General features: G+C 70.4%; 14 protein-coding genes and 1 pseudogene. 4 read left to right on the top strand and 11 right to left on the bottom strand.

The window, feature by feature from the left end; translation table 11 throughout:
• The first annotated feature begins 150 nt into the window (after window positions 1-150).
• Window positions 151-1,170 (top strand): carboxypeptidase regulatory-like domain-containing protein, encoded by a 1,020-nt coding sequence (locus R2J76_RS08830; RefSeq protein ID WP_316415480.1) that lies wholly within the window; start codon window positions 151-153, stop codon window positions 1,168-1,170.
• A gap of 487 nt (window positions 1,171-1,657) precedes the next feature.
• Here the strand turns inward: R2J76_RS08830 and R2J76_RS08825 are convergent, their stop codons facing one another.
• Genes R2J76_RS08825 through R2J76_RS08810 form a run of 4 tightly spaced genes read right to left on the bottom strand, consistent with a single transcriptional unit; the run spans window position 1,658 to window position 6,682 of the window.
• Window positions 1,658-3,466, bottom strand: coding sequence for a hybrid sensor histidine kinase/response regulator (locus tag R2J76_RS08825; protein ID WP_316415479.1), 1,809 nt, complete (start codon window positions 3,464-3,466; stop codon window positions 1,658-1,660).
• Window positions 3,463-5,133: a sensor histidine kinase gene (locus tag R2J76_RS08820; protein WP_316415478.1), complete on the bottom strand. Its 1,671-nt coding sequence runs from the start codon at window positions 5,131-5,133 to the stop codon at window positions 3,463-3,465. Before R2J76_RS08820 ends, R2J76_RS08825 begins: the two co-directional genes overlap by 4 nt.
• A gap of 20 nt (window positions 5,134-5,153) precedes the next feature.
• Window positions 5,154-5,684 (bottom strand): RsmD family RNA methyltransferase, encoded by a 531-nt coding sequence (locus R2J76_RS08815; protein WP_316415477.1) that lies wholly within the window; start codon window positions 5,682-5,684, stop codon window positions 5,154-5,156.
• On the bottom strand, window positions 5,681-6,682 hold the full coding sequence (locus R2J76_RS08810) for a beta-ketoacyl-ACP synthase III (RefSeq protein WP_316415476.1): 1,002 nt from the start codon (window positions 6,680-6,682) through the stop codon (window positions 5,681-5,683). The genes R2J76_RS08815 and R2J76_RS08810 overlap by 4 nt, the downstream gene beginning before the upstream one ends.
• Before the next feature lie 160 nt (window positions 6,683-6,842).
• Here R2J76_RS08810 and kdsB point away from each other — a divergent pair, with 160 nt between their 5' ends.
• A complete protein-coding gene (kdsB, locus tag R2J76_RS08805; protein WP_316415475.1) occupies window positions 6,843-7,622 on the top strand; it encodes a 3-deoxy-manno-octulosonate cytidylyltransferase in 780 nt (259 codons plus the stop codon).
• Window positions 7,619-8,494: an EamA family transporter gene (locus R2J76_RS08800; protein ID WP_316415474.1), complete on the top strand. Its 876-nt coding sequence runs from the start codon at window positions 7,619-7,621 to the stop codon at window positions 8,492-8,494. Before kdsB ends, R2J76_RS08800 begins: the two co-directional genes overlap by 4 nt.
• A gap of 439 nt (window positions 8,495-8,933) precedes the next feature.
• Here the strand turns inward: R2J76_RS08800 and R2J76_RS08795 are convergent, their stop codons facing one another.
• Together R2J76_RS08795 and murD are read right to left on the bottom strand one after the other, a co-directional pair.
• Window positions 8,934-10,817, bottom strand: coding sequence for a L,D-transpeptidase family protein (locus tag R2J76_RS08795; RefSeq protein WP_316415473.1), 1,884 nt, complete (start codon window positions 10,815-10,817; stop codon window positions 8,934-8,936).
• Window position 10,818: 1 nt separating this feature from the next.
• On the bottom strand, window positions 10,819-12,171 hold the full coding sequence (gene murD, locus R2J76_RS08790; RefSeq protein ID WP_316415472.1) for a UDP-N-acetylmuramoyl-L-alanine--D-glutamate ligase: 1,353 nt from the start codon (window positions 12,169-12,171) through the stop codon (window positions 10,819-10,821).
• Between the two features lie 72 nt (window positions 12,172-12,243).
• Between murD and R2J76_RS08785 the strand changes: the two genes are divergently transcribed.
• The gene (locus tag R2J76_RS08785) at window positions 12,244-12,975 is read left to right on the top strand and encodes an EAL domain-containing protein (protein ID WP_316415471.1); all 732 of its coding nucleotides are present in this window, start codon (window positions 12,244-12,246) and stop codon (window positions 12,973-12,975) included.
• Between the two features lie 448 nt (window positions 12,976-13,423).
• Here R2J76_RS08785 and R2J76_RS08780 read toward each other — a convergent pair.
• The 5 genes and pseudogenes from R2J76_RS08780 to R2J76_RS08760 all read right to left on the bottom strand — a co-directional run.
• Window positions 13,424-13,705 (bottom strand): annotated as a pseudogene (locus R2J76_RS08780) (helix-turn-helix domain-containing protein); the annotation flags it as partial.
• Complete coding sequence (gene mraY, locus R2J76_RS08775; RefSeq protein WP_316415469.1) at window positions 13,706-14,794, bottom strand: phospho-N-acetylmuramoyl-pentapeptide-transferase; 1,089 nt, start codon at window positions 14,792-14,794, stop codon at window positions 13,706-13,708. It lies immediately after the preceding pseudogene.
• Complete coding sequence (locus R2J76_RS08770; protein WP_316415468.1) at window positions 14,791-16,158, bottom strand: UDP-N-acetylmuramoyl-tripeptide--D-alanyl-D-alanine ligase; 1,368 nt, start codon at window positions 16,156-16,158, stop codon at window positions 14,791-14,793. The genes mraY and R2J76_RS08770 overlap by 4 nt, the downstream gene beginning before the upstream one ends.
• Complete coding sequence (locus tag R2J76_RS08765) at window positions 16,155-17,633, bottom strand: UDP-N-acetylmuramoyl-L-alanyl-D-glutamate--2,6-diaminopimelate ligase (protein WP_316415467.1); 1,479 nt, start codon at window positions 17,631-17,633, stop codon at window positions 16,155-16,157. The genes R2J76_RS08770 and R2J76_RS08765 overlap by 4 nt, the downstream gene beginning before the upstream one ends.
• Complete coding sequence (locus tag R2J76_RS08760; RefSeq protein ID WP_316415466.1) at window positions 17,630-19,777, bottom strand: penicillin-binding transpeptidase domain-containing protein; 2,148 nt, start codon at window positions 19,775-19,777, stop codon at window positions 17,630-17,632. The genes R2J76_RS08765 and R2J76_RS08760 overlap by 4 nt, the downstream gene beginning before the upstream one ends.
• Window positions 19,778-19,794: the final 17 nt, after the last annotated feature.

Genomic DNA, 19,794 nt, shown 5'->3' with positions numbered 1-19,794 from the left:
CGGTCACGGATTCCAACGCGTGCGTGGACGACCGTGTAACCGTTGCAATCATGGTCACTCCGTGGGTTGAAGGCAGCGTATCACAGTTCACCTCCGGCCCACTTCTCAAACCCTTGCATAAATGGGACCATGGGGTTATTCGGAGGCAATATGCGAAACCTCATTACGGCCATCATGATCCCTGCGGTCTGCCTGACGCTGGCGGCCGAAAGCACCGGCCGGATCGGCGGCAAGGTCACCAACAAGGAAGGCAAGCCCGTGGCCGGGGCCATCATCACCATGAGCCGCTCCGACATCAACTGGACCAAGGAGATCAAAACGGACGAAAAGGGCACCTACCTGCAGGTGGGCCTTGAACCCAAGGACTTCACCTTCTCCGTTTCGGCCCCCGGCTACCAGACCCAGAAGCAGAATCTGAAGGTCAAGCTCGCGGACATCACCACCATCAATATCGTCCTGCTCACCCCCCAGCAGGCCTCGGACGAGGCCCTCAAGGCGAACCTCGCCAACCTGCCCCCCGGCGAAGGCAAGTCCATGGCCGCGTCCGCCTCCTTCAACGCCGCGGTTGAACTCTACAACGCCCAGAACTACGCGGAGGCCCTGCCCCTGGTCACCTCCGCCCTGGCCGACTTCAACCAGGCCCTGGTGGACCTCAAGGACGCCGAGTCCCGGGCCACCATCGAAAAGAACCTCCCCACGGTGGAGCGGGTCCTGGGCATAACCCTCTACGAGACCGGCAAGGCCGACCCCACCCAGCAGGCCCAGATGCTCAAGGCCGAGCCCTACCTGGTGAACGCCTACAAGCGCAACCCCAAGGACCAGCGCATCCTCGTGGCCCTCCTGGACATCGCCAAGGTGAAGAACGACGCCGAGGGCGTCAAGACCTACCAGGCCGCCATCGACGCCATCATGGGCCCCCGCCCCGAACTGGCCTACAACGACGGCGTCGCCGCCTTCAACGCCAGCAAGTTCAAGGAAGCCAAGGCCTTCGTCACCAAGGCCATCGCGACCGACCCCAAGTTCGCCGACAGCTACTGGCTGCTGGGCGTGGTGGAGTTCAGCCTGGAGAACCCCAAGGCCGCCAAGGAAGCCTTCAAGAAGTACATGGAAATCGCCCCCACCGGCAAGAAGGCCGGCGAGGTCAAGGAATTCCTCAAGGAACTCAAGTAGCCACCCCGCCACCGAGGGCCCCGGCCTCCCCTTGGCCGGGGCCCTCGGCGCACCTGGGCCCTTCTGTCCCGCCCAAGCCTGCCTGCCGGCGGCCGCGGACCGTCACCGCCCGGTCCCACCGGTAAACCGCGACCCACCGGTGTCCCAACACCTTGCGCCGACCCATCGGTAGCGCCAGCAGCAAGCTGCTGCTGGCGCTTGCCGTTATCCAATGACCTAAGCTGGTCGAGAACGTGGGAGGCACTCCTTCAGCGCACGGCCCGTACGATTGCCGGGAGTCCGCGCGCCCCACTTCCTCATCCACCTGACCCCATCGGATGACGGCAAGCGCCAGCAGCAGCTTGCTGCTGGCGCTACCGATGGGTCGGCGCAAGGGGTCGGGACCCCGGTGGGTCGCAATGGACGGGTGGAACCGGTCCGTGACGGCCCGCGGCCCCCGGCAGGGAAGGACCGTCAAAGCCGAACGCCCCAAGGGCCGCCCCCCCCCCTAGCGGAGGGGTATCTTCAGCGTCAGGGAGGTGCCTTCGCCGAGGTTTATGAGGTCCACTTCGCCCTGGTAGGCGGCCAGGAGCTGCCTGCACACGGCCAGGCCTTCGCCGGGGCTCCGGACGCCCATCACGGCCTGCTGGTGGAGGCCCGAGAAGGGCTCGAAGGCCATTTCCAGTTCGGAGGGAGGGATGGCGCCGCCCTCGTCGTTGACCTGGAGGAGGAAGGCCTCCTCGGTGCGGGTGGACCGGATGGCGAGGACCGGGGACGGGGTCGGTCCGCCCAGGGCGTGGTGCACCACGTTGAGCAGGGTGCTGGCGAAGTCCCCGTACACGCCGTAGATGAGGGGCACCCGGGCCCGGAGGTCCTGGACGACCTCCACCTCGGCGGGGATGACGCCCTCGGCCTGGAGCAGCTCCAGTTCCTGCTGGATGAGGTCGTGGAGGTCCAGCCACTCGGGCTTGCTGGGGGCTTCCCGGCCCACCCGCCTCAGCAGGGCCTTCAGGAGGCCGTCGATCTTGGACACGGCCTCCCGGATCTCGGCCAGGGCCCGGGGGTGGGCCTCGGGCAGGCCGTTGCCGTCGGGGGCGGGGAGGTGGTCCAGCACCTGGCTCTGCTGGTGCAGGCTCTGCACGGGGGCCTCCAGGCGCTGGGCGATCTTGGTGAACAGGTCGCCCAGGAGGGCCTGCCGGTCCCGGCGGTTCAGGTCGGCCCGGGCGTTCTGGAGGTCCTGGTAGGCGCCTTCGATGCGCTCGTAGCTCGAGGCCAGGGCCCGGGTGCTGTTGTTGAGGTTCTCGATGAGCTCGGCGTTCTCCAGGCTCACCAGGGCGATGCTGGCATGGAGGGTGGCCATTTCCAGCTCCTGGGCCAGGAAGGGCCGGTCCGCGGGGCGGCTGAGGATCCAGAAGCCGGCGATCTCCTGCCCGTCCTGGTGGGTGCGGAGCACCACCAGGGCCACGTTGCCCATGGGCGGCCAGAGGCCCAGGTCCAGCCCCTCCTCCCAGAGGCGGCTGCTCCGCAGGGCTTCCCCGTGGAGGATGCCCGCGGCCCCCATGGACCAGGCCCGCACCACGAAGGTGTGGCCGAGGGGAAGCACCGGCAGGGCGTCGAAGGTCTCCCCGTTCCAGCGGACGCCGTCGTAGTAGCTGCCGCTGGTGTGCAGCCGGTACGCCGTGAGGCCCGTGGCGCCCACCTCGGCCCGCACTTCGGAGAGGATGCGCAGGAGGAGGGTCCTGGGGTCGTGCTCCGTGAGGATCTCGCGGCTCAGGGCCAGGAGCCGCGAGAGGCTGCCGCTGCGCTGTTCCAGCGCGGCCCGGGCCTCGGTGAGCTTGCGGTTGGCCTCCTGGGCCTCCTTGAGCTGCAGCTCCAGGTGCTCGAGCATCTGGACGTTGAACTGGCGCAGGGCCGGGGCCTCCAGGGCCTTCTCCAGCTCCTCCCGGCGGCCCTGGAGGAAGGCCCCCACCTGGTCGACGAAAGTGAAGGGGTCCAGGGGCTTGGGGATGAATCCGTCGCAGCCGGCCACCAGGGCCGTTTCGCGCTCGGCCTTCTGGGTCTTGGCGGTGAGGGCCACCAGGGGCACCGCCTTGAGCTCGGGATCGTGCTTGAACTTGGTGGCCACCTCGAACCCCGACAGGCCCGGGAGGTTGATGTCCAGGAGCACCAGGGCGGGCTTGAGCTCCCGGGCCAGCTCGAAGCCCTTGAGGCCCTCCTCGGCCCAGTGCATGTCGTAGCCGGCCTGGGTGAGCAGGCGCTGCACCAGCCTCCAGTTCACGAAGTTGTCCTCGATGCAGAGGATCCTGGGCGCGGTCATGGGTGGGCCTCCGGCAGGAGCGGAAGGTCCACCGTGAAGGTGCTCCCCCTGCCCTTTTCGCTTTCAACGGTGATCCTTCCGTCCATGGCCATGGCCAGGCGCTGGGAGAGGGCGAGGCCCAGGCCCGTGCCGCCGAAGCGGCGCGTGATGCTGCCGTCGACCTGCTGGAAGGGCCTGAAGAGCCTCTGGATCTCGTCCTCGTTCATGCCGATGCCCGTGTCCCGGATGGCGATGCGCAGGCGGTCCCCGGCGCGCTCCATGCGCACCCCCACGGAACCCTGCGCGGTGAACTTGATGGCGTTGCCCACCAGGTTGGTGACCACCTGCCGGAAGCGGGCGGTGTCCCCCAGGATCCGGAAGGGCCCGCCCAGGACCTCGACGGTGAAGGCGATGGGGCGGTTCGCGATCAGGCCCGTGGCCATGGCGGCCACCTCGTCCAGGGCCGGCCCCGGGTCCATGGGGACCAGGTCCAGCTCGAACCGGCCCGCCTCGATCTTGGAAAGGTCAAGGATGGAGTCGATCATGCCCAGGAGGTTGCGGCCGTTCTGGTGGATGATGCCCAGGTCCATCTTCACGTCCGGAGGGATCCTCCCCTCCCCCTCCTGCAGGAGCAGGCCCGAGAAGCCGATGACGGCGTTGAGCGGGGTGCGCAGCTCGTGGCTCATGTTGGCGAGGAATTCGCTCTTGATGCGGTCCAGTTCCTGAAGCCGCTGGAGGCTCACCAGGAGGCTGTCGTTGACCTCGGTGAGCTCCTGGGTCTTCTCCTGCACCTTCTCCTCCAGGGTGCCTGCCCAGGCCTTCAGCTCGGCCCGGGACTGCTCCAGGCCCCGGGTGCGCTCCTGCACGAGCTTTTCCAGGTTGGCGCGGATCTCCTCCAGCTCCCAGATGGTCTCCAGAAGCTGCCCGGTGCGCTCGTGGACGCGGGATTCCAGGAGCTTGTTCTGGAGCTCGATCTCGTCCCGGCTGATCCTCAGCTTGTTGGTCATCACCTCGAAGCTCCGGCCCAGGACCCCCAGCTCGTCGTGGGAGGTGGCCCCCACGGCCATGCCCTGGAGGTTGCCGCTTGCCACCTGCTGCACGGCCTCGGTCAGGGTGACCAGGGGACGGATGTAGAGCCTGGCCAGGTAGATGCCCAGGAGCATGGCCACGCCCACCGCGGTGCCGCCCACCCAGAGCGCCTGGCGGATGTTGGCGCGCACCATCTGCCGGATCTCGTCCGTGGTGAAGCCCACCACCAGGGTTCCCACGTGGTCCCCGGAGGCGCCGCGGAAGAAGATGGGCGAGGTCGCCACCAGGATGCCGTCGGAGGCGCGCAGGCGGGTGCCGGTCCTGCCGTCGGTGCGGGCATAGGCGGCCACCCAGGAGGGGGCCGCCGGGGATTCGTCCACGGCCGCGCCCTTCTCGTCGAAGACCACCGAGAAGCTGAAGGAGGGGATGTTCTTGACGCCCTCCAGGATCCGGGCGACCTCCGTGCGGTCGCGGTGCTCCATGGCCGAGGCCAGGGCGTAGCTGGCGGTCTCGGCCACCATGTGCAGGCTGGCTTCCGCCTGGGCCTGGAACTGGCGCTTGACGGTGAGGGGGATGTAGACCAGGTTGAACAGCCCGAAGGCCAGCACCAGGATGCTGATGACGGCGCTCAGCTTGGTCTTGATGGATACCCGCGGCATCCGAGAAGTTTAACCAGACCTCAGCGCGCCAAGCGGAAGATATGGAACTCCGCGGCCCCGTACCGGCGGGTTTCCACCTCCTCCAGGCCCGGGGCCGCGGGGAGGGCGGTCCCGGCGCCGGCCTCGAAGACCAGGATCCCGTCCGGGGCCAGCCACCCCGCGATCCGGGATCCCAGGAGGCCCCAGGCCTCCAGGGCCGCCTCGTAGGGCGGGTCCGCGAAGGCCACCGCCAGGCCGGAGAAGGCCTCCGGGCCCAGGCGCCGGACGTCCTGGGCCAGGACCCGGGCATCGGCGCCCCGGGCATTGGCGCTCAGGCACTTCAGGGCCTCGGGGGCCTTCTCCACCAGGGTCACCGGGGCGAACCCCCGGGACAGGGCCTCCAGGCCCACCGCGCCGGTGCCGGCGTACAGGTCCAGGAAGGGGCCCATGGGCCATTTCTGGAGGATGGAGAAGAGGGCCTCCCGGGCACGGTCGGCCGTTGGGCGAACCGCCAGGGATCCCTCCGGGGCCGCCAGGCGCCGGCCCTTGAGGGTGCCCGCGATGATCCTCACACGGCCCAGCGCATGAGGGTCCCGCCCCAGGTGAACCCGGCGCCGAAGGCGGCGAAGACGATCAGATCGCCCTTCTTGACCTTCCCGGCCTCCAGGGACTGGTGCAGCGCGGTGGGCAGGGTGGCGGAGGTGGTGTTGGCGTACTCGGCGATGTTGCTGGCCATGCGGTCGTAGGGGAGTTCCAGCCGCTTGGCGGCGGCGTCCATGATGCGCAGGTTGGCCTGGTGGGGCACGAACAGGGCCAGGTCGGCGGGGCTGATGTTGTTGCGGTCCAGCATGAGCCGGCTCACTTCGGCCATCTCCCGCACGGCGTTCTTGTAGACCTCCTTGCCGTCCTGGTGGATGAAGTGCTCCCGGTTGGCCACGGTCTCCGCGGTGGCCGGGCGCAGGGAGCCGCCCGCCTTCATGCAGAGGAAGGGGGCGCCGAAGCCCGCGATCTCGTGCTCGTAGTCCAGGATGCCGTGGCCCTCCTCCACCTGCTCCAGGATCACGGCGCCCGCGCCGTCCCCGAAGAGCACGGCGGTGTTGCGGTTCGTGGGATCCATGATGGAGGTCATCACGTCGCAGCCCACCACGGCCACCTTCTTCACGGTGCCGCCGGCGATGAGGCTGGCCCCGGTGGTCATGCCGAACAGGAAGCTGGAGCAGGCCGCGTTCATGTCGAACCCGAAGCAGTTGGAGGCGCCGATCTTGTCCTGGATGAGGGCGGCGGTGCACGGGAAGAACATGTCGGGGGTCACGGTGCAGCAGATGATGGCGTCCAGTTCGTCGGCGCCCATGCCCCGGCGTTCCAGGGCCATGCGCAGGGCGGCCACGCCCAGGTCGGAGGAGCCGGTGCCGGGCTCGACCCAGCGGCGGTGGCGGATGCCGGTGCGGGAGAGGATCCACTCGTTGCTGGTGTCGACCATCTTCGAAAGCTCATCGTTGGTGACGATCCGATCGGGGTAGTGCTGGCCCGTCGCGGTGATGCCCACGGGAATGGCGAACCTTCGAGTCAATGGAACCTCCGGTGTCTGATCCTGCTAGCCAAACCCTTGATTGTGCGTGATCGGCCGCGAATTTTCCACGCAGGAGTTCCTGGGCAGCGGGCATCGGGCCCCGGAAGCCCATGGGGCCTCGGCCTTGCTATGATCAAACCGTCACCGAAAGGCCGCTCCCATGCGCACGCTCGCCGTCCTTCCTTCCCGATTCCAGGCCTCCCGGTTTCCCGGCAAGCCCCTGGCCCTCATTTCCGGGCGGCCCATGATCCAGTGGGTCTGGGAGGCGGCCCGGGACGCGCCGGGCGTGGACGCGGTGGTGGTGGCCACGGACGACGCGCGCATCGCCGCGGCGGTGGAGGGATTCGGAGGCCGGGTGGTCCTCACGGACCCGGCGCTGCCCTCGGGCACGGACCGGGTGGCCGCGGCCTACGACGCCCTGGGCGAGCCCTTCGACGTGGTGCTCAACATCCAGGGCGACGAACCCGCCATGCACCCTTCCACCATCGCCGGCGTGGTGAGCCTCCTGGAGCGGAACCCGGGCCTGCCCATGGCGACGGCCGCCTGCCCCTTCACCAGCGCGGAGGAACTCTTCAACCCCAACAACGTCAAGGTGGTGCTGGACGACCACAGCCGCGCCCTCTACTTCAGCCGCAGCCCCATCCCCTACCTGCGCAACAGCACCCTCTTCCTGGCCGACTTCCGCCCCTGGCTGAGCCCCCAGCACCTGGAGACCTACCTGCGCCACCTGGGGATCTACGGCTACCGGCCCGAGGCCCTGCGCGCCTTCACCGCCCTGCCCCCCCATCCCCTCGAGAAGCTCGAGATGCTCGAACAGCTCCGGGCCCTGGCGGCGGGCATGGCCATCGGGGTGGCCCGCACGCCGCACCTGAGCCTGGGCGTGGACGTCCCCGCGGATATCCCCGCGGTGGAAGGCCTTCTCCTCATGCGCTCCCGGTGAGGGCGGAGGCCCGCGCCCGCACCGGCGGCATCCTCCTGGTGGTGCTGGCGGGCTGCAGCTTCGCCTCCATCGGCATCTTCAACCGCTTCGCCGCCGCCCGGGGGGTGGACGTTCCCACCGCGCTGGCCCTGCGCTTCGCCCTGGCCGCGCTCCTCCTGTGGGCCCTGGTGCCCCGGCGCCACGGGGTCCGCCTCCCCCGGGCCCGGCTCGGGGGGCTGGCCCTCATGGGCGCCCTTTTCGTGCTGGAGGCCGGGCTGTTCTTCGTGTCCAGCCGCCGGATCCCGGTGGCCCTGACGGTGCTGCTGCTCTACCTCTACCCCGCCCATGTCCTGGTCCTGGCCTGGCTCCTGCGCGGGGAGCGCCCCGGCAGGGGCGGCCTCCTGGCCCTGGTGCTCGCCCTGGGCGGGATCGCCCTGGCCATCGGCTTCCCCGCCACGCGCCTGGACCCCCTGGGCGTCGCCCTGGGCCTGGCCAGCTCCGTGGGCTACGCCTTCTACATGTTCCTGGGGGCCCGGCTCCAGCGGGGCGTCCCCGCCCTGGTGTCCACCCTCTGGATCAGCACCTTCGCCACCCTGGTCTTCCTGGCCCTGGCGCCCTTCCTGGGGGGGATCCACCCCGCCCTGGGCGCCGGCGCCTGGGCCAGCGTGGCGGGCCTGGCGGTGCTGGGCACCGTGGTGCCCACCGTGCTCGTCATGGAAGGCCTCTCCCGCATCAGCGCCACCCAGGCCTCCATCGCCTGCACCGTGGAGCCCGTGGCCGCGGCCCTCCTGGGCGCCCTGCTCCTGGGCGAGCACCTCCGGGCGCCCCAGCTCGCCGGGGGGGCCCTGGTCATCGCCGCGGTGCTGGTCCTTTCCCTGGGCGACCGGAGCTGAGGGAAGCCTCGGGGGCGTAGCCCCAGATGTCCCCCGAACCGTCCCGGCCCTTGGGCACCGGCGGATCCGGCGGATCGGGGAGGATCCAGGCCGGCTGGACGCGGGGTTCCGGGGGTTGATCAAGGCGAAAATCAACCAGGCTCCGGGGGGAGGGCCGGGGAGGGGATTCCAGGAGGAGGAGCGCGGGGAGGGCCAGGGCGAGGAGCATGGCATAATATAAATAAATTATCCGCCACCGCCAGACGAAGGGCTCCCCATTCATCCCAATAATCGGCGTTCATCCCTGTTCCGCAGGGCCAGGGCAGGGATGGGGCGGCGGACCCGCGCTCGGGAGGCGCCTGCCCAACCTGTCGCTGGCCCTGCGGAACAGGGATGAACGCCGATGTATGGGATTCAAGGGGAAAAAAAAGCATCCCCGGCGGACGCGCGGGATCGCCCGTCAGGGCCCAGGGCTCCGGAGCGCCGCCAGCACGGCCTGGGCCAGGTCCGTGAGCGAGGGGTCGCGAGCGCCCATGATCAGGACGATATCCCCGGGCCGGGCCTCGGCCGCGAGGGTCGCCACGAGGCCCTCCCGGGAGGGGGCATGGAGGGCCGGGGCCCCCTGGGCGCGGATATCGGCCACCACATCCTCCGAGGAGATGTCCCGGGTGACGGTGCCGCCGGCGTAGAAGACGTCCAGCATCCAGAACCGGTCCCCGGGGCGCAGGCCCTGGGCGAAGGCCTCCACGAACTCCCTGCGGAGGAAGCGCAGGGGGCCGAAGCCATGGGGCTGGAACACCGCCAGCACGCGGGTCCCGCGGTGGCGCGCGGTGCGAAGGGAGGCGGCGATCTTGGCGGGGTTGTGGGCGAAATCGTCCACCACCTCCACGCCCCGGGCCGTGCCCAGGCTCTGGAAACGCCGGGCGACGCCCTGGAAGCCCGCCAGCGGCGCGGCCATGGCCGGCAGCGGCACGCCCACGGAGAAGCACCCGGCGATGGCGGCCAGGGCGTTCTCCACGTTGTGCAGCCCGGGGACGGGCACGTGGAACCGCACGCCCCGCACCGTGAAGGCGCACCCCTCCGGGCCCTCCTCCACGTTCTCGCACCGGAGGTCCGCCCGGGACCCCGGCCCGAACACCAGGGCGTCCTTGGCCAGCGCCTCCAGGTTCGGGGCGTCCCCCACGCAGAAGGCCTCCCGCGCCTGGGCCCTGAAGGTGGCGAACATGGCCGCCACCTCCTCCATGGCCTTGTGGTCCTTCTGCAGGTTCAGGACGACGCCCACGGCGGGGCGGTACCGCACCAGGGATCCGTCGCTCTCGTCGGCCTCGATCACCAGCAGGTCCGAGCCCCCGGCCCAGGCGTTGCCCAAGAGCCCCTGGGCCCGCAGGGCGCGCAGGTCGCCGCCGGTGATGACGGAGGGGTCGCGGCCCGCCCCGCGCAGGATCTCGAAGGCCATGGCCACCGACGTGGACTTGCCGCTGGTGCCCGAGAAGGCCAGGGTCCGGTACCGCCCCACGTAGTGGGCCAGCAGTTCGGACCGGTGGAGGAGGGGGATCCCCAGGCGGCGCGCCTCCCGGATATCGGGCACCTCCTCCTCCACGGCGGTGGAGTACACCACCGCCGCGGCGCCCTGGACCCCGGAGCCGTCCTGGGGGAGGATGGCCACGCCGGCCTGCTCCAGCAGGGCCCGGCCCCCGGGGTTGCGCCCCTGGTCGAAGCCGCGGTCGCTGCCGCTCACGGGCCCCTCCCGCACCGCGAACTGGGCCAGGGCGCTCATGCCGCTGCCCCCGGCCCCGGCGAAATGGAGGCGGCCCATGGGGCCCCGGGCGATGAGCACCCGGTCCCCCTCCCGCACCCGGTCGAAGAGCTCCAGCACGTCCTCGCAGGCCATGCGCACGCACCCGTGGGAGGCCGGGGTCCCCAGGAGGCCGGGCTGGTTCGTGCCGTGGATGTAGATGGTGCGCTGCAGGGAATCCACGCCGGGGCCCCGGTTCACCCCCGGCTCCAGGCCGTCCAGGGTGAGGATCCGGCCGAGGATCAGGTCCTCCCCCAGGGGTTCGCCCTCCCAGACGGCGCCGGTGGCCACCCGCTCCCGGAAGACGGCGCCGGCGGGGGCCCCTTCCCCGATGCGGGCGTGGATGCGGTGCCAGCCCGGAGGCGTGCGGAAGGAGCCGTCCTCGCCGCCGATGCCCGCGGCGCCCGTGGAGATGCGGTACTCCGCCTTCAGGCGGCCCTCCTCCAGGAGGCCGAGGCGCTGGCGGTCCGCGTCCACCACGAGGATCCGCCCGGCCCGGGGCCCGGGGCCGGCCAGGGAGAGGTACCGCACTTCGGCCGCGGCGTCCATGTCAGGCCTTGGCCCAGTCGCGGATCAGCGCCTCGAAGTGCTCCCCCCGCTCCTCGAAGTTCCGGAACTGGTCGAAGCTGGCGCAGGCCGGGCTCAGGAGCACCTGGTCCCCCTCCCGGGCCAGGCCCAGCGCGGCGGCGACGGCGTCGTCGAAGGGCTGGACGGCCACGTGGGGCAGGTCGCCCAGGTCCCGTTCCAGCTGGGGAATGGCTTCGCCCAGGAACACCAGGGACCGCAGCTTGCCCGCGAGCGCCTCGCGCAGGGGGGCGTAGCTGCTCCCCTTGTCCTGGCCCCCCAGGAGCAGCACCAGGGGCCCCGGCAGGGCCCGCGCGGCGATGAGGGTGGCGTCCACGTTGGTGCCCTTGGAGTCGTTGTAGGCCTTGATTCCGCCCCGCTCCCCGCAGAGGGCGATGCGGTGGGCGAGCCCGGGATAGGTGCGCAGCCCTTCCCGGATGGCGTCCAGGTCGGCGCCGCCGTGTCCGGCCAGCACCGCGGCGGCCAGGGCGTTCTCCACGTTGTGGTCGCCGGGGATCAGCAGGCGCGTGCGGTGCACCAGGGGGTGCTCGCCGTGGTCGTCCACCAGCCAGAGGGTGCCGTGGTCATCGCACCAGGCTCCGGGGCCCTCGGGGGCCGTCCAGCCGAAATGCGCGGACTGCCCCCCGCCCGGAGCCATGGCCTCGAAGGCGGGGTCGGCCAGGGGCGTCAGGCGCAGATCCCGGGGGGTCTGGTGGCCGAAGATCCGCACCTTGGCGGCCCGGTAGGCCTCCATGGTGCCGTGGCGGGCCAGGTGGTCCGGGGTGAGATTGAGCGTGGCCGCGGCTTCGGCGTGGAAGTCCCGCACCGTCTCCAGCTGGTAGCTGGAGCATTCCAGGGCGAAGCGCGTGCCCTCCTCGGCCCCCTCCAGGGCCTCCACCAGGGGGATGCCCAGGTTGCCGCAGGCCCGGGCGGGAAGGCCCGCCTGCTTGAGGAGGTGGGCCGTGAGATCGGTGGTGGTGCTCTTGCCGTTGGTGCCGGTGATGGCCAGGACCATGGAATCGTCCCGGCGGGCCCGCAGGGCCCGGTGGGCCAGTTCCAGCTCCCCGATGACCGGGATCCCGCGCCGGGCGGCCTCCGCGGCGAAGGGGATGGCGGGGCTGACCCCGGGGCTCAGCACCAGCTCTTCGCAATCGTCCAGCAGGGTCATGGGATGGGAGCCCCACACGGCGGGGATGCCCTGAGCAGACAAACGAGCGGCAGCGGCCTCGTCGGGGCCCGCCTTGCCCTCGGTCACCACCACGTCCCTGCCCGCCTTCGCCAGGTGCTCCGCAGCCCCCATCCCCGAACGCCCCGCGCCCACCACCACGACCCTGCCCATGCCCACTCCTTTCTTCCAGTTTGGCACCGGCGGCAAAAGAAGTGAAAATAGACCTCGGCAAGGCGGAGCTGGATGAACCAATCCCTACTCGAGAGCATTCTGGATTTCCGGCGTCCCGCGGTCACCTACACGCATTCGATCATCGACCTCAAGGACGGGGCCACGGTGGCCCGGGAAGTGCTCACCCGCTTCGAGACCCAGCCCGGCGTCATGCGCACCGTGGGCGACCTCCTGGTGGACGTCTCCCTCTCGGCGGAATCCCGGGTGCGCCTGGACCTCCTGTGCCTGGGGGCCATCTTCACCACCCTCGAGCGCCACCCCATCACCGACCACCTCCTGTTCGTGAACCTGGATCCCCTGACCCTGGAGCACCCCGAATTCTGGTACCAGATCGAGCCCTGGCTCTGGAACCTGTCCATCCCCCCCCACCGGGTCGTCTTCGAGATCACCGAAAGCTATTCCCGCCACAGCCTCGACCAGCTGGAGTTCTTCTCCAAGCGCCTCCGGGCCCTGGGGGTGCGCATCGCCGTGGACGACCTGGGCTCGGGCATCGCCTCCCTGGCCCACATGGCCCACCTCTCCCCCGATTTCTTCAAGGTGGACAAGAGCCTCGTGCGCGGCATCCACCGCCGCCCCTACCAGGCCGCCCTGCTCAACGCCCTGTCCCGGTTCGCCGAACGCATGCGCGTGGGCTACATCGTGGAAGGCATCGAGACCACCGAGGAACTCCAGGCCGTCATCGACGCGGACGTCCCCTGGGGCCAGGGCTTCATCTTCGGGGAACCCGAACCGCTCGTCTTCTAGGCGTGTCGGCAACCCCGAGGTGTCATGAAATCCTTATGAAGGGGCTTTTCCAGGTTGAGCGGATCCCCGTCCATCCCACCCATCGGCGTTCATCCCAGTTTCAGCAGGGCTGAAGTTCAGGTTGGCCGGAGCGAAAGTTCCTCGACGCCCTTGATTTCGAGTTCCGTTCATCCCATGGAAGCCGGAAAAATCTCTGCTCGGCGAGGGGGGCCTGGATTCCCATGGGCCACCTCAATTCAAGATGGCGGCAACTCCCTGCGGGGTTCAAACGGGGATTAACCGGATTCAGGGGAAAAGGCAGGATAAAGAAAACCAAGTTAAAGGTTGAACCAGATCGCCATGCGGGCGATCGATGCGTTTCCACACCCCGAACGCCTCGGGAGGATTCCGACATGGGGCTCCTTCTCGAATGGGCGCCGACCCGGTCTTCCCGGGCTTCCGCAAAGCCTCACGCCGTTTGCTTGATCAGGCTCTCCGCTGGTATGCCGAAGGTTTCATGAAGGTTCCGGATCATCGCGAGGGTGAGAGGCCGGGTGCGGTTCAGGACCTCATACACCCGGTTCATCCGCCCAATGGCCGGCACAAGGTCCTTCGGACTCAGCCCGCGTTGCTCCATCACGAACTTGATCGCTTCGATGGGGTCAGGCAGGTCCATGGGGAAGTGGATTCGCTCATAGGCTTCGACGAGGGTCACCAGCGCATCCAGACGATCTCCTTCCGGCGATCCCGGCTACCGGAGCTTGAGGGAACTGAGCGCCAGCATGCAGCAGACGATGGCCGTGATCCACAGCCGGATCACCACCTTGGTCTCCTTCAGCCCGCCCAGCTCCAGGTGGTGGTGGAAGGGGGCCATGCGGAAGATGCGCTTGCCGCCGCGCAGCTTGAAGCTGCCCACCTGCAGGATCACGCTCATGGCCTCCAGCACGAAGAGGCCGCCGGCGATGACCAGGAGCAGTTCCTGCTTGATCATGATGGCCACGGTGCCCAGGGCGCCGCCCAGGGCCAGGGAGCCGGTGTCGCCCATGAAGACTTCGGCGGGGTGGGCGTTGAACCACAGGAAGCCCAGGGAGGCGCCGCTCATGGCGCCCAGGAACACGGCCAGTTCGCCGCCCCCGGGCACGAAGGGGACGAAGAGGTACTGGGCCATCTTCGCGTTGCCGGCCACGTAGGCCAGGATGGCGAAGGTGGCGGCCACGATGAGGGTGCCGCCGATGGCCAGGCCGTCCAGGCCGTCCGTGAGGTTCACGGCGTTGCTGGTGCCCACCACCACCAGGCAGATCCAGGGCACCAGGAAGACCCCCACGTCGGGGCGGAACTTCTTGAAGAAGGGCACCGAGAGGTGGCTGGTGGCCGTGCCCCGCAGATTGAAGTGGAGGATGAGCCAGGACACCAGCAGGGTGATGGCCACCAGCAGCAGCATCTTCTGCCAGCTGCGCAGGCCCAGGTTCTGCTTGCGCAGGAGCTTTCGCGTATCGTCGATGGCGCCCACGGCGCAGAAGCCCACCAGGGACACCAGGGCCACCCAGATGCCGCCGCTGTGGAATTCGCACCACAGCAGGGTCGACGCCAGGATGGTGCCCACGATGAGCAGGCCGCCCATGGTGGGGGTGCCGGCCTTGGCCTGGTGCGTGTCCGGGCTGTCCTCCAGGATGGGCTGGCCCATCTTCAGCCGGGTGAGGGTGCGGATCACCCAGGGTCCCAGGAGGATGGAGAGGACCATGGCCGTCGCCGCGGCCATGGCGGCCCGGAAGGTGATGTAGCGGAACACGGTGAAGCCCGGGAGGGCGTCGCGGAAGGGGAGGAGGAGCCAGGGGATCATGGTTTTCCGGAAGAGAAGGTTTCGAGTAGCCACTCGACGGCCCGTTCCGAACGCCAGAACCGGCTGCCTTTGACGAGGATGCGCGCGCCCGCCGGGATGGAACCCAGGCCCGGGGCGTCGTCGCGAAGGGATTCGAAGTCGGGGAAGGCCTTGGCCCCGGGGCCGAAGCCCTCGGCCAGGGCCTGGGCCTGGTCCCCGTAGACCAGGACGCGGCCGAAGCCCAGGGCCCGCAGGCCTTCGCCGGTCTCCCGGTGCACGGCCGCGGCTCCCGGCCCCAGTTCCCGCATGCAGCCCAGCACGGCCACGGCGTCCCCGCCCTCCAGGGTCAGGAGGGCCCGGCCGCAGGCCAGGATGGATTCCTGGATGGCGTTGTAGCTTTCGTCCAGGAGCCAGCCGCCGCCCCGGAGGGCGTGGAGGCGCCCCCGGCCGGGGCCCGCGTCCACCTCGCCCATGGCCTGGGCCACCGCCCCGGGGGCATAGCCGGCCAGGATGGCCAGGGACCCCGCCAGGGCGGCGTTGCGCACGTGGTGGGAACCCCGCAGGCGCAGGCGCACCGGCACCGTCCCCCCGGGGAACCGCAGCTCGAAGCGCTCCCCCAGCAGGCCCAGGGATTCCTCGTCCTGCCACCCGAAGGCGCTGCCGCGGCCCACGGGCACGGCCCGGGCCCGGGCCCAGGGCTGCATGGCCACCCAGCGGCACCAGCTGTCGCCGGCCAGGTGCACCCATTGGCCCCCGGGACGCAGCCCCGCCACCAGTTCGCCCTTGGCCCGGGCGATGCCCTCCTGGCCGTCCACGAAGTTCTCCATGTGGGTCTGGCCGATGTTGGTGATGAGCCCCAGGTCCGGGGGCGCGATCTCCGTGAGCCGGCGGATCTCGCCCGGGGTGCTCATGCCCATTTCCAGCACCACCGCGGGCACGCCCGCGGGCAGCGTGGCCAGGGCCTCGGGCAGGCCCAGGGTGTTGTTGCGGTTGCCCGGGGTCTTCCAGGCGCCGGTGGCGGCGGCCAGGAGCTCCTTGGTGCCGGTCTTGCCCACGGAACCCGTGACGGCGAACACGTGCGGGGGCCGGAAGGCCTCGAGCCGGGCCTGGCCCCACCGCTGCAGCGCGGCCAGGGTGTCGGGCACCAGGAGCTGGGGCACCGGCACGGCCAGTTCGTGGTCGGCCAGGATCGAGCCCGCCCCGGCGGCCACCGCCGCCGGGGCGAAATCGTGGCCGTCCCGCTGGCCCCGGATGGCCACGAAGCAGCTGCCGGGCCCCAGGGTGCGGGTGTCCATGGACAGGGCCGCGGGGACCACCTCCCCGTCGCCCACGAGGGTTCCGCCCACCCGGGCGCCGGCCTCGGCGAGGCTCCAGAGGCCGCTCATGCCGTCACCGCCCAGGGGCGGGGCACCGCGCGGCCCTGGAGGACGGCCTCCACGGCGCCGCGGTCGCTGTAGGGGTGCTTGGTGCCGCGGATGTCCTGGTAGGGCTCGTGGCCCTTGCCGGCCAGGAGCAGCAGGTCCCCGGGGCGGCAGGCCGCGAGGGCCTCGGTCACCGCCAGGGCGCGGTCCGCCACGCGGTGGTAGCGTTCCGGATCGGCCCGCAGCCCCTCGGGGACGCCCTGGGCCGCGTCGTCCAGGATCCGCTCGGGGTCCTCGCCCCGGGTGTTGTCGGAGGTGTGCCAGAGCACGTCGGCCCGGGCCGCCACCGCGGCGGCCATGATGGGGCGCTTGGTGCGGTCCCGGTCCCCGCCGCAGCCGAAGAGCACGTGGAGCCGCCCTCCCGGGGGCAGGAGGCGCCGGCCCTCCAGGAGCAGCTTCTCCAGGGCGTCGGGGGTGTGGGCGTAATCCACCATGACGCCGAAGGCCTGGCCGCAGTCCACCCGGTCCAGGCGCCCCGGGGCGCCGGTGAGGCCCTTCACGGCCGGAATCAGGGCGGGCAGCTGGAAGCCCGCCTCCGCCAGGGCCGCCAGGGCCGCCAGCAGGTTGTAGGCGTTGAAGCGCCCCAGGAGGGGGCTGGCCACCTCAAAGGCCCCCCCGGGCGCGGCGAGGCGGAAGGAGGTGCCCGTGGGGGTCAGGACCAGGTCCTCGGCCCGGTAGGCGCCGGGGCCCTCGATGGCGTACCCCAGCACCCCGGGCCGGTCCAGGAGCCGCCTGCCGTAGGGGTCGTCGGCGTTGGCCAGGGCGGTCCCGCACTGGGTGAAGAGCCGGGCCTTGGCCTCGAAGTAGGTCTCCATGTCCCCGTGGAAGTCCAGGTGGTCCTGGGTGAGGTTGGTGAAGAGCCCCACCTTGAACCGCGCGCCCTCCACCCGGTCCAGCATGAGGCTGTGGCTGGACACCTCCACCGCCGAGGCGGCGTCGCCGGCCTCCACGGAGCGCCGCAGCCAGCGGTAGAAGGCGGGGCTTTCGGGGGTGGTGCGGGTGGCCTCCTCCTCCAGGTCCCCGGCCGCGTTGAGGACGGTGCCCACCAGGCCGCAGCCCAGGCCCGAGCCCCGCAGGAGCTGCCGGATGAGGGTGGTGGTGGTGGTCTTGCCGTTGGTGCCGGTGACGCCGATGAGGGCCAGGGCCAGGTCGGGCTGCCCGTACAGGCGCCGGGCCAAGTGGGCCATGGTGCGCCGGCCGTGGCCCAGGCGCGCGAAGGGCGCCTGCACGGCCAGGTCCCGGTCGGCGAGGATGGCGCTGGCCCCCTGGGCCAGGGCGGCGGGCACGAAATCCGCCCCGTCCCGCACCTCCCCCTTGAGGGCCACGAAGGCCCATCCGGGGCCGGCCTCGCGGCTGTCGCAGGTGACGTGGGCCACCTCGGGGTCGGCGCCGGCGGCCGCGAACACGTCCTGATCCCGCATCCATTCGCTGAACTTCATGGGGCCCTCAGCTTGATCTTCACGGCGCCGTTGGGTTCCAGGGCCGAACCCGGCGCGGGGTCCTGGCCATCCACCCGGAAGGCCCTGCCGCCGCCGTCGCCCAGGCCGTCCAGCTTGGGCACGCCCCCCGCCATGACCACCCGCAGGATGGCGGCCTTGAGGGTGAGGCCCTTGAGGTCGGGGACCTTCCCGATCTCCACGTGCACCACCGCCTCGTCGTTCTCGCTCACGGGCCAGTCCCGGAGGCCCAGCTTGAGGTCGGCCTCCTGCCCCGAATCCGGCAGGGAGAGGCGGTAGCGCATGATGGCGTCGCCGATCTTCTTGAAGAGCGGGGCCGCCACGTCGCCGCCCGTGGCGTCCCCGGCGGGGTCGTCCAGCATGAAGAGCATGCCGTACTGCGGCTTGTCGGCCGGGAAGAAGCCCAGGAAGGAGGCGTAGTGGCGGCGCATCTCGTACTGGCCGTTGACGAGCTTGCGGGAGGTGCCGGTCTTGCCGAAGGCCTCGATGTTCCCGTCGAGCTTGGCCATCTTGCCGGTGCCGTTGGTGATGACGCCCTTGAGGGCCTCGCGCATCATGGCGGAGGTCTCCTCGCTGATCACCTGCTCCTTGACCTTGGGCTTGAATTCCTGGAGCAGGTTGCCCTGGTCGTTGAAGATCTTCTGGATGATGTAGGGCTGCATGAGCTTGCCGCCGTTGGCCAGGACGCACCCGGCCATGAGCACCTGCAGGGGGGAGGCGGAGAGGCCGTAGCCGTAGCTCATGGTGAGCTGGGTGGTGCGGCTCCACCGGTCCGGGGCCTGGAGGCGCCCGGCGGTCTCCCCCGGGAAATTCAGGCCCGTGGTCTCGCCGAAGCCGAACTTGCGCAGGTACTGGAAGTGCACCGCCGGGTCCAGGCGCAGCCCGATCTTGGCGGCGCCGATGTTGGAGCTCTGCCAGAGCACCGCCTCGAAGGGGATGGTGCCGTGGCTGTGGGTGTCGGTGACCACCTTGTCGGCGTACTTCCACCTCCCCGCCTCGCAGGCGATCATCTCGCCCAGGTGCACCTTGTGCTCCTCCAGGGCCATGGCCGCCGTGAAGATCTTCATGGTGGAGCCGGGCTCGTAGCTGTCCTCCACCGGGTGCACCTTGCGCGCGGCCTTCTGGCGCTCCATCTCGCGCTTGTAGTCCTCCTTCTCGGCCGCGGTCCATTCGGATTCGGACCGGTTGAGGAAGCGCTTGGGCATGATGTGGTTGGGGTCGAAGGTGGGGGTGCCGGCCATGGCCAGGATCTCCCCGGTCTGGGGATCCACCACCACGGCGTAGGCGGTGGCGGGGTGGCTGCGCCGCACGCCCTCCTCCAGGGCCTCCTCCACGATGTGCTGGATGGTGGAATCGATGGTGAGCTGGAGGGTGGACCCGTTCACCGGGACCTTGGCGTAGTTCTCCTGCATGATGAGGAGCCGCCCCTTGGCGTCCCGGGGGGCGATGAGCTCGCCGGGCTTGCCCGCGAGCTGCTCGTCGAAGGTGCGTTCGATGCCCAGCTGGCCCTGGCCGTCGATATTGATGAACCCGACGATCTGGCAGGCCAGGCTCCCCCGGGGGTAGTGGCGCTTGCTTTCGGGCAGGAAGTCCACGCCGTCGATCTTCAGGGCCTTGATGGCGGCCACTTTGCTGGCGGGAAGCTGGCGCTCGAGCCACACGAAGGGCTTCTTGCGCAGGAGCCGCTCCAGGATGGAGGCCCGGGACATCTCCAGGATGGGCGCCAGCTGGGCCGCCACCTTCTGGGCGCTCTGCCGGTCCGGCTCGCCCCAGTTCCGCTCCGTGTCGCCCTTCCCGGCCCGGAAGTCCGGATAGAAGGACGGCGGGTTGGCGAAGAGGCTGTCGACCTTCAGGGAAATGGCCAGGGAGCCGCCCCGGCGGTCCCTCAGCTCACCCCGGATGGGGGCGATGGGCACCACGGTGGTGTGCTGGCGCTCGGCCCGGAGCCGGTAGTACGTGTGCTGCACCCCCTGGAGCCAGAGCAGGCGCAGGGTGATCATCAGCACCCACACCAGGCCTCCCCCCAGGATCCAAGGCAGGCGAGCGGCCACGAGATCCGAGGCCTCGGGCCTTCCCAGGAGGCGCCTGGGCGAAGGAGAGCCGCTGAGGATGCCGCCGATCGCCAATGGGAATCACTTTCAAG

Origin of the sequence: Mesoterricola silvestris (assembly GCF_030295405.1) — a bacterium.
GTDB classification, from domain to species: domain Bacteria; phylum Acidobacteriota; class Holophagae; order Holophagales; family Holophagaceae; genus Mesoterricola; species Mesoterricola silvestris.
The sequence above is the reverse complement of the archived record's forward strand: the minus strand, read 5'-3'. Positions and strand labels throughout refer to the sequence as shown.